General features: G+C 50.5%; 9 protein-coding genes. 5 read left to right on the top strand and 4 right to left on the bottom strand.

What is annotated here, in order from left to right; translation table 11 throughout:
• Together Q0140_RS09200 and Q0140_RS09195 are read right to left on the bottom strand one after the other, a co-directional pair.
• Positions 1–1,170: NFACT family protein (locus Q0140_RS09200; RefSeq protein ID WP_297963959.1), on the bottom strand; the 1,170-nt coding region annotated here is incomplete at its 3' end.
• A gap of 5 nt (positions 1,171–1,175) precedes the next feature.
• Positions 1,176–1,700: a nitroreductase family protein gene (locus Q0140_RS09195; protein WP_297963957.1), complete on the bottom strand. Its 525-nt coding sequence runs from the start codon at positions 1,698–1,700 to the stop codon at positions 1,176–1,178.
• A gap of 97 nt (positions 1,701–1,797) precedes the next feature.
• Between Q0140_RS09195 and Q0140_RS09190 the strand changes: the two genes are divergently transcribed.
• Positions 1,798–3,063, top strand: coding sequence for a 3-isopropylmalate dehydratase large subunit (locus Q0140_RS09190; RefSeq protein WP_297963955.1), 1,266 nt, complete (start codon positions 1,798–1,800; stop codon positions 3,061–3,063).
• A 23-nt stretch (positions 3,064–3,086) separates the two neighbouring features.
• Here the strand turns inward: Q0140_RS09190 and Q0140_RS09185 are convergent, their stop codons facing one another.
• Together Q0140_RS09185 and ilvD are read right to left on the bottom strand one after the other, a co-directional pair.
• A complete protein-coding gene (locus Q0140_RS09185; RefSeq protein WP_297963953.1) occupies positions 3,087–3,239 on the bottom strand; it encodes a hypothetical protein in 153 nt (50 codons plus the stop codon).
• 375 nt (positions 3,240–3,614) lie between these two features.
• Positions 3,615–5,288, bottom strand: a complete 1,674-nt coding sequence (gene ilvD, locus Q0140_RS09180) for a dihydroxy-acid dehydratase (RefSeq protein ID WP_297963951.1) — start codon at positions 5,286–5,288, stop codon at positions 3,615–3,617.
• 192 nt (positions 5,289–5,480) lie between these two features.
• Between ilvD and Q0140_RS09175 the strand changes: the two genes are divergently transcribed.
• From Q0140_RS09175 to Q0140_RS09160, 4 genes are all read left to right on the top strand, one after another.
• Positions 5,481–6,440, top strand: coding sequence for an ABC transporter substrate-binding protein (locus Q0140_RS09175; RefSeq protein WP_297963949.1), 960 nt, complete (start codon positions 5,481–5,483; stop codon positions 6,438–6,440).
• The gene (locus Q0140_RS09170; protein WP_297894715.1) at positions 6,434–7,231 is read left to right on the top strand and encodes an ABC transporter permease subunit; all 798 of its coding nucleotides are present in this window, start codon (positions 6,434–6,436) and stop codon (positions 7,229–7,231) included. The genes Q0140_RS09175 and Q0140_RS09170 overlap by 7 nt, the downstream gene beginning before the upstream one ends.
• Positions 7,231–7,920, top strand: a complete 690-nt coding sequence (locus Q0140_RS09165; RefSeq protein WP_297963946.1) for an ATP-binding cassette domain-containing protein — start codon at positions 7,231–7,233, stop codon at positions 7,918–7,920. The genes Q0140_RS09170 and Q0140_RS09165 overlap by 1 nt, the downstream gene beginning before the upstream one ends.
• Positions 7,913–9,923: hypothetical protein (locus tag Q0140_RS09160; protein ID WP_297963944.1), on the top strand; the 2,011-nt coding region annotated here is incomplete at its 3' end. The genes Q0140_RS09165 and Q0140_RS09160, both read left to right, overlap by 8 nt.

The raw sequence follows: 9,923 nt of genomic DNA, 5'->3' as shown, positions 1-9,923 counted from the left end.
CACCTCTTCGCTTAGACTTTGCTTATTTGTCTTTACGATGACGTGTGCGCTTGGAATGTCCTTAAGATGAAACCAATAGTCGGACTTGGAGCTATTTTTTAGTAAGAACTCATTGCCTTTTTCGTTTTTACCGACGCTGATTTTAAAACCCCCGAGATAAAAGCTCGCTACATATTCGCTATTTTTTTCCTTGCTTTTTTGCCTAGTTTGCGTGCGCTTAGGCATTAGAATTTCGATCTCGTGTGCATCCTGTGCGGCAAGAATGAGTGATTTTAAATTCTTGTAAAACGCGAGTTTCTCCTTTAAATTTTGCTCTTCGATATGGATATTAGCAGCCTTTTGGCGCATACGCTTTGCCTCGGAGTAAAGCTCACCCAAAGCGGCGCTTGCAGGCTTTTGTAGCTTAAATTCTATCGCTTCGGCGTCTCCTTTTTGCAGCGTAAATTCTCGCGCGCTGGTTGGAATTTTATAGATATTTTCTTTTAGCAAGGCAGCTTTCGCACCTAAAAGCTCGGCGCTTCGCAGTAGTTCGGCGCTGCTTTGCAAAGAGCCTAAAGCCTCGCGCACCGAGTCTAGCTTTTTATTTAGCGCCGTGATTTTTGCGGATTTGAGCGAGTTTAAGCGATCTGCATTTAGCGCGTTAAATTCCGCGCGAAAAAATGCTTTAAAGTCCGAAATTTTTGGCACGGGGGCTTCTTTAATATTTGTAGGCGGCAGATGGCGAAGTTTTCTTCCTACCTTGATCTGTCTAAATTCCGTCTCGAAGTGTCGCAGTGCCTCTAAAATCACATCATTTTCATCGGTGATTATTACGTTTGTAAAACGCCCGGTAAATTCAAAGTAGATATTTGAGCTTTGGGTTTTGTAGCTTGCGTTTTGGCTCACGCTAAGGCATAGAATTCTATTATTTTCTGGCACACTAACGGAGGTAATGCGCGATTTTACGAAGCGCTTGGCAAGTAGCACGTCAAAGGGCGCCGCGTAAACCTTACCTTCGGTAAAAGCGTCATTTTCGTGGATATTGCAGCCTGATTTATTCATATCAAAAAACAGCGTCTCATTGCCGTCAAAGCAGACTTTAAAAAGGTTATCTCCTACGCGCTTAATGTGCGAAAGGAAGTGTTTGGCGTGTAGATACTCGCAAATTTGAATTAAGTTTTGATACTTCATACGCGTTAAAATTTCTCTTTGTGGATTTTGCTTAAATTTAGCTTCTGCAGATCGTGCGGGCTCGGGTGCTGTTGCGGCACGCCGAGGGCCAGTATCGCTTCTGCTTTGAAATTTAGCGGAAAGCCCAGCGCCTCGCGCAAAAACTCCTCGCAGCTGCGTCCGTCCGCGGCGGCGCGCAGCCTTACCTGCACCCAGCAGCTGCCGAGATTTAGCGCGCTTGCGGCAAGGTGCATGTAGCCTAGCGCTACCGAGCAGTCCTCGATCCAGACGTCCTGCTTCTGCTCATCTGCGATCACGACGATCGCGGCCGCAGCCTGTTTTAGCATATTCGCTCCGCTGCTGCGACATCCGCTTAGCCGCTCAAGCATCCGTTTGTCGCGCACGAGGATGAACTCCCACGGGCGGCGTGCATGCCCCGACGGCGCAAGCAGGCCCGCTTTTAAAATTTTATCCAGCGCCTCGTCCTCAAGCGGCGCATCCGTATATTTTCTTACGCTTCTGCGGTTTGCAAAAATATCTAAAATTTCCATCGTCTCGCTCCTTGCGGCTCAATTATACATAAAATTGCAAAAATTTATGATTTTTTAGCTAAAATCGCGCAAATTTAACCGATACGAAGGAGATTCTATGAAGCAGACGATCACGGAGAAAATTTTTAGCGAGCACGTGGGCGAGGCGGTTTTTGCGGGACAGATCATCGAAAGCGCCATCGATATGGTCATCGGCAACGACATTACGACGCCGATTTCGATCAAGCAGTTTGAGCTTAGCGGCGCAAAAAAGCTCGCCAACCCGGATGGCTTTGCGATCGTGATGGATCACTACATCCCCACGAAGGACATTTTAAGCGCAAATCAAGCTAAAATTTCACGCGAGTTTGCTTACAAGCACGATTTGAAAAATTATTTCGACGAAAAGGATATGGGTATCGAGCACGCGCTGATGCCTGAAAAAGGGCTCGTAGTGCCCGGCGACGTCATCATCGGCGCGGATAGCCACACCTGTACCCACGGCGCGCTGGGGGCCTTTGCGACGGGCATGGGCAGCACCGATCTAGCTTTCGCGATGATAACGGGCAAGAATTGGTTCAAAGTACCGCCTACGATCAAAGTAATTTTTCACGGCAAGCCCGCGCCGCATATCTACGGCAAGGATCTGATCCTAGAAGTGATCCGCCTCATCGGCGTGGACGGCGCGCGCTATAAGGCTTTGGAATTCTGCGGCGACGCGCTGGAGTATCTGGATATGGATAGCAGATTTTCGCTTTGCAATATGGCGATCGAAGCGGGCGGCAAGAGTGGTATCGTCGCGGTCGATGAGATCACGAAGGAATTTTTGGCAGATAAAAATTTGCGCGCTGAGCCGAAATTTCACTACTCCGACGAGGGCGCGAACTATGAGCAAATTTTGCAGATCGACGTTAGCAAGCTTGATCCGGTGATTGCGTATCCGTTTCTGCCTAGCAACGGCAAGAGCGTGCGCGAGGCGGTGCGCGATGATATCGCCGTCGATCAGGTCTTTATCGGCAGCTGCACCAACGGCAGGCTCTCCGATCTGCGGATCGCCGCGCAAATTTTAAAAGGTCGCAAGGTCGCGCGCAAAACCCGCCTCATCATCACGCCTGCGACGCAGAAGATCGCTCTGGCAGCGCAAAAAGAGGGGCTGTGGGATATTTTCGTCGAAGCGGGCGCAGTCGTGAGCAACCCGACCTGCGGCGCGTGCTTGGGCGGATATATGGGGATTTTGGGCGTGGGCGAGCGCTGCATAAGCACGACTAACCGAAATTTCGTCGGTCGCATGGGCGACAGAACGAGCGAAGTATATCTGGCAAACTCCGCCGTCGCCGCAGCTAGCGCCGTCGCAGGCAAGATCGCCGATCCGAGGGATTTGTAAATTTAGTAAGCCGCCTTTTATTTTTAATTCGCTTGCGTCGCAAATTTTGAGGGATAAAATACAAAATTCGATAGCATCGCAAAGCTTGGCGAGTATAAAAAATAGTGAGGATGGCTGGCTTTGTTGTTGGAATTTTGCGGCGAAATTTCACCTCGCCATCTACAAAATTTCTCCATTATAAATTCCGCTTTCACCCACCGCGAGGCTTTGTTATTAAAACCTCGCGGATTTTAAATGCTGCTATCGGCGTAATCACGTAAATTTTGAAATTCTACTTGGCAGAGTTTTACTCTAACAAGTGCGCTAGAGTAAAATTTATGCTTAAAAATGCCGACATGCAGAGTTTAAATTTAGGTTTCCACTTCGCTCGGCTTGTTTGCGTAATAAGTAAAATTTCAAATAGATATCCCATTGGCTCTTACATTGATAAGTACCAAGCGTTCGCCTAGGTTAAATTTTAAAATTTAGAGCCGAAAACCTACGCGTAAATTTAACAAAACCGCCGTAAATTTGAGCAAAATTACAGCGGTATGTTTAAAATTTAAGGCACCCTACGCCTCCAATATCGCTCCGTTGCTAGCGTTCGTTACCAGCTTGCGATACATTCGCAGCCAGCGATACGGCAGCGGTTTTTCAATCGGCTTAAATTTAGCTCTGCGCTCGGCGACCTCGGCTTCGCTTAGGCGCACGTTTATCGCGTACATATCCACGTCGATGTCGATGATATCGCCGTCCTCTAGCAGTCCGATCATGCCGCCCTCGGCAGCTTCGGGACTCACGTGCCCGACGCTTAGCCCCCTAGTCGCGCCGCTAAACCTGCCGTCCGTGATGAGCGCCACGTCCGCGCCCAGACCTCGCCCCATGATGAGCGATGTCGGGCTTAGCATCTCCTGCATACCAGGGCCTCCGCGCGGCCCTTCGTAGCGGATGACAACCACGTCGCCCTTGTTTACCTTGCCGCTTGAGATGCCCTCTATCGCTTCGTCTTGGCTGTTAAAGCACACGGCCTTGCCGCTAAATTTACGCTCGCCTATGATGCCCGCTGTCTTGATGACGCAGCCCTGTTCGGCTAAATTTCCAAACAAAATCGCCAGCCCGCCGACCTGCGAGTAGGCGTTTTCGACCTTGCGGATGACCGATTCGTCTTTTATGGCGCTAGCTCCGACGCGCTCGCCTAGACTCTCGCCCGTGACGGTCGGCGCGCCTAAGTCCAGCAGACCGTTGTCGCGGCGCGAAATTTCATTTATCACGGCGCTTAGACCGCCAGCGCGGTCGATATCCTCCATATGCACGTTTGGCAGGCTCGGGCTGATTTTGGCGATGTGCGCGATCTTACGGCTGATCTCGTTGAGCCCGGCGATCTGCAAATTTACCCCCGCTTCGCGCGCGATAGCCAGGATGTGCAGCACGGTGTTGCTGCTGCCGCCCATCGCCATATCGACGACTAGGGCGTTTTGGATCGATTTTTCATTTACGATGTTGCGGATTTTGTATTTTTCATCGAGCGCTATATGGCAGATACGACGTCCAGCCTGCCTGATGAGCTCCTCGCGCTCAGGAGTTAGTGCTGGCACCGTGCCGTTGCCTTTTAGCGCGATACCCATCGCTTCACACAGCGTATTCATCGAGTTTGCCGTAAACATCCCCGAGCAGCTGCCTCCGCTCGGACAGGCGGCGCACTCGATCTCTTTTAGCTCCTCGGCGCTGATCTCTTTGGTTTCAAATTTACCCACCGCCTCAAACGCCGTGGATAGGTCGATTGGCTCGCCTTTTTTGGTGTAGCCCTTTTTCATCGGGCCGCCGCTAACAAAAACCGTCGGCACGTTCACGCGAAGCGCGCCCATCACCATGCCGGGTACGATTTTATCGCAGTTTGGCATACACACAAGAGCGTCCAGGGCGTGCGCATTCATAACCGTTTCGATCGAGTTTGCGATCAGCTCACGGCTAGGCAGGCTATAAAGCATCCCAGCATGTCCCATCGCGATGCCGTCGTCCACGCCGATACAGTTAAACTCAAACGGCACGCAGCCGTTTTTGCGGATCTCGTCTTTTAAAATTTCGGAGTATTTGTTGAGGAAAAAGTGCCCAGGGATAATCTCGATGAAGCTGTTTGCCACGCCGATAAACGGCTTTTCAAAGTCCTCGTCCTTTAGCCCCGTCGCTCTTAGCAAGCTTCTGTGCGGCGCGCGCGTATAGCCTTTTTTGATGATGTCGCTTCTCATTTTATATCCTTGAATTGAAATTTTCTCCATTTTAGCATAAAATTTTACCGCTGCGGGGCGTTTTAAATTTTAGCGCATTAAAATTTAAAGCCGACTATTGAGCTTAATCAAACCAAATCACCCCTATTTTTGATATAATTGCACATCGATTATCAAAATCTTGCCGTTTGGCAGGAATGAAAAGAGGAGAATATGCAAAGAAGAAATTTCTTAAAACTAACGTCCGCGTTGGCGGCTAGCGGGCTTGCTAGCCCTCTTTTTGCAAAAGAGACTTTTACTATTTACGGCGCGCCCGCGATGCCTAGCCTCATCATCGGCGTTGCGTGCATGCAGGGGCAGATCGGCAAAAAATACGACGCGAAGCTCGAGCTTTGGCGCGATCCCGATCAGCTGCGCGCGGGCGTAGCAAACGGCGAGTACAAGGTCATGATGAGCCCCAGCAACGTAGGGGTGAACCTCGCAAATCAGGGGCGCAAGATCGGCATGGTAAATATCCTCACCGAGGGGCTAAATTTCGTGATGAGCAAGGGCGAGAAGATAACGGAATTTGCTCAGCTGAAGGGCAAAAAGATCGTAATGCCTTTTAAAAACGACATGCTAGACATCATCGTGCGAGCCATAGCGAAAAAGCAGGGCATCAGCGGGCTAAACATCGACTACACCGCCAGCCCCGCAGAGAGCGCGCAGCTGTTTTTGGCTAAGGACTACGACGTCGCGATCACGGTGGAGCCGTTAGCAAGCGCCATGATCTTAAAGGGCAAAGTATCGGGCATCGCCGTGCAACGAGGAGCAAATTTAAGCGATATGTGGGCGCAGGCGTTTTCGGTAAAGCCCATAATCCCGCAAGCGGGCATCATCGCAGATACCGATTTTTACGCCGCGAAAAAGGCGGATTTTGAAATTTTAAATGCCGATTTAGCAGACGCGCTTGCGTGGATCAAAGCGAACAAACAAAGCGCTGCGGCAATCGGGACGAATTTCTTTCCCGCGCCGCCGCCTGCGATATTTATGAGCATCGATACGTCGAATTTATGCGTCAAAAAGCCTAGCGAGATCAAGGACGAGCTTTTGAAATTTTATGAAATTTTGATGGAATTTAACCCTAAGCTCATCGGCGGCGCGATGCCTAAGGACGACTTTTTTCTATGCTAAAAATCGATAAAATTCGCAAAGCTCAAAACCCCGCGTTTTACGTCATAGACTATCTGTGGGGCGGCTTTGCGAGCCTAGGGGCGGTGTGCTTTTTCATAGCCGTCTGGCAGGTGGCGAGCGAGGCTTACGGGCCGCTCATTCTGCCAGAACCCGCGGCTGTTTTTTCTAAGGCGTGCGAAATTTTAAAAAATTTCGCCGCAAACGATCTAGCTCTGTCGCTTAAGCGCGCGCTTGCAGGCACCTTCCTCGCGCTTTTTGCGGGGATTTGCAGCGGGCTTGCGGCGGGGTATTTCAAAAGCCTGCGAGCCTTTTTAAACCCGCTAATTACCGTGCTTCTCTCGACGCCGCCCATCGTTTGGATCGTGCTTGCGATATTTTGGTTTCATTTCGGCGATACAAGCGTGCTTTTTACCGTCGTTATCGTCGTCGCGCCGATGACTTTTGCGTCCGCGGCGCAGGCGATGGCTAGCGTAAGCGCCGAATACACCGAGCTTTTCGACAGCTACAAAAGCTCAATTCTAAAAAAACTGCGCTACCTCTACGCGCCGCATCTAATCGAGCGACTGCTTCCTGCGATCTACGTCGCGGTCAGCAACGGCGCGAAGGTGCTTGTGATGGCGGAGCTTTTGGGTGCGAACGACGGCATCGGCGCAAAGATCGCCGAAGCGCGCGTAAATATCGATACGGTCGAGGTCATGGCATATGTGTGCCTAGTCATAGCCTTTACGGCGCTTTTTGATTATCTCGTGACCAAGCCGCTTCAAATTTTACTGATGCCGTGGAGCAGATGATGCTAAAAATTTCAAATCTGCGCTACGAAATTCTGCGCGATGTTATAATTTCCGATTTTTCGCTGCAGCTGCGCGCGGGCGAAGTAAAGACGCTTTTTGGCCCCAGCGGCTGCGGCAAGACTTCGCTTTTGCGGCTGGTCTGCGGGCTGGAGGATAAAAAAAGCGGGCAGATCGAAAACGGCTTTAAGAAAATCAGCTTTTTGTTTCAAGAAAACCGCCTGCTACCGAACCTCACGGCGCTTAAAAATATCGAAATTTTTAGCCCCGCCGGCGTGAACGAAATTTACGCCCTCGCCGCAAAGATCGGGCTAAGCCCGAGCGATCTGAATAAATTCCCGCGCGAGCTAAGCGGCGGAATGCAAAAGCGCACGGCATTTTTGCGCACGATCCTTAGCGGCTGCGATCTGGCGCTGCTTGATGAGCCGTTTGTAGGTCTGGATCGCGATCTGCGCGGCGTGCTGATCGAAATTTTAGTCTCAAAGATCGAGCGCGAGGGGCTTGCCTGCCTTTTGGTGACCCACGACCGCTTCGAAGCCGCGCGCCTAAGCCACGAGATCATCGAGCTCGAGCCCAAAGGGATGGGGCTTAGGCGCGTCGTGAGGCTAGATGAGCCGCTAAGCGCGCGCGACGAGCGGTACGAAGAGCGCGTGGTAAGCGAGCAGTTTAGGGGAGTGAGCTATTATGAGTAGAAATTTTATCTTTAATGCGCACAAGCATGGAGGTTCCGCACGAAATTTAAACTTACGTTGCGGTTCAGACGCGTATGAACGAGGTTTTGGTACATATTGCGATCCGGGCGCGCGCAATTACGGGCATTTGCCGGGCGCTAGCTGCGACGACCTCGGCGCTCGCATAGATGGGCTTTTTCGGGGCATCGGGCGCTACGATCTGGATGCACGCGGGCGCGAGCTTTTGCGGAGTTCTGGATGTATCGATGTCGGCGCGGGCAGACACAGCCTCACACAGGATACAGGGCGCTGCGGTTTTATCACGCCGAAATACGGACTGCGCAGCCGTGCGAACTGCGATTATAGCGTGAGCGTGCTCCTGAACGGCGCAGTGCGCTGGGGTTTTACAGCGCAAAATTCGACGAAATTTAGCAGCGATACATACTGCGGCTCTAGCGCGAGTACTTACTTGCGGTGTAGCTCTAGCGTGAGCGCTTGCTTACGGCGCGTTGACGTAAACCGAGATGTCCACTCACGCCGCGACCCCAGCGCGATCGGTCGTTTGCGACGCAGCTCTAACACGAGCGATCGTTTGCAATCTAGTATGAGCGTCCGCTCGCAGCGCAATTTCAATGCAGACATTTGCTTGCGTCGCGTTGGCACGAAGCGGGGCGTTCATTTGTACTGCAAATTTGGCGCGAACCGAGACGCCTTTCCTCGTTGCGGTTTTGATGCATGTGGATTTAGCACGAGATATAATGCTCGAAAAGCCGTTTTGAGCGCCTACCACTCGCTGTTTTGCGATGCAAATGGGCTAGGTGGTGAGCAAAATCCCGCTCTAGGCACCTTTTGTGCGGTGCGGAATTTTTTGAATTTACATGTCGCGCGCGATTTTAAGAATTTTAGCCCCGTAAATTTGAAGAAATTTAACCTCGCCGCCTCGCAATTTGTAAATTTAAAAAAGCAAATCCGCGCCGACGAAAGTGTCGACAAGAGCGCTAAATCGCGCAATTGGACGAGTTTTGGGCGCGAAACCCGTGTGCTGCGCAGACTAGGCTTTGAAAGTAAAATTCTCGCGCCGCGTAGCTCTTGCTTTGAGAGCGAGGCCGGCATACCGTGCGGACCTGGTCTACGGCACAGAGGCTGCGAAGCCGCACAAAATTTCAAACGTTTCGCCCCCGATTTTACACGAAATTTTAAAAATTTTACATGGAGCTTGGAAGCTGAGCCCGTGCAAAATTTCAAAATTTCCGCTTTAAATTTTATACAAAATTTTTGGAATTCCGCTCGCGGTAGGGAAGTTGGGTCTATGCAAGGCTTCGGAAATTCGGGCCGAAATTTTGAGCCGAAATTCCCGCAGAGCGCTAAGAATTTCAAGCAAAATTTCGAGCAAAATCTCTCACAGAGTGCCAAAAATTCCGATCGCAATTCGGAGGCAGAGCCCGTGCGAGGCTTTAAAAATCAAAATTCCGCTCAGGTTTTTTTACAAAGTATCAAGAATTTTGATCAAAATTCTTTGTCGAGCTTTCCGCAAAACGGTAAAATCTACGATCAAAATTCTACTCAGGGTTTTTCGCAAAGTGGCAGAAGTGCCGAGCCAAATTCCAAACCGAGTTTCTCGCAGAACATTAAAAATTCCGAACGGAATTTACCGCTAAGCTTCTTACAAAGCGTTAAAAGCTCCGATCAAAGTCAAAATTCCAAACCCGCCTCCGCGCAAAACTTTAAAAATCAAAATTTCGCGTGGGATTTCTCACAAAACGGAAGAAGCGCCGAGCCAAATTCTGTTCAAAACTTCTCGCAAAGCTCTAAAAATTCCGATCGGAATTCCAAAGCTAACTCCACGCAAAACCAAACAGAGCCAGTTTCGTCGCAGGAGCTCAAGAATTCCGATCGGAATTTTAAGGCTAATTCCACGCAGGATAATCAAGCGGAGCCGAACTCTGCAGGAAAGCGCGAAGAGCTGGGCTTTTACGCGCCTAAATTTAAAGACGAGCGCGCTAGGAATTTTTTCTCCCATCCGA

The sequence above is a fragment of the uncultured Campylobacter sp. genome, assembly GCF_938045405.1.
Classification (GTDB): domain Bacteria; phylum Campylobacterota; class Campylobacteria; order Campylobacterales; family Campylobacteraceae; genus Campylobacter_B.
Note: the sequence above shows the minus strand (reverse complement) of the source record. Positions and strands in the feature narration are given on the sequence as shown.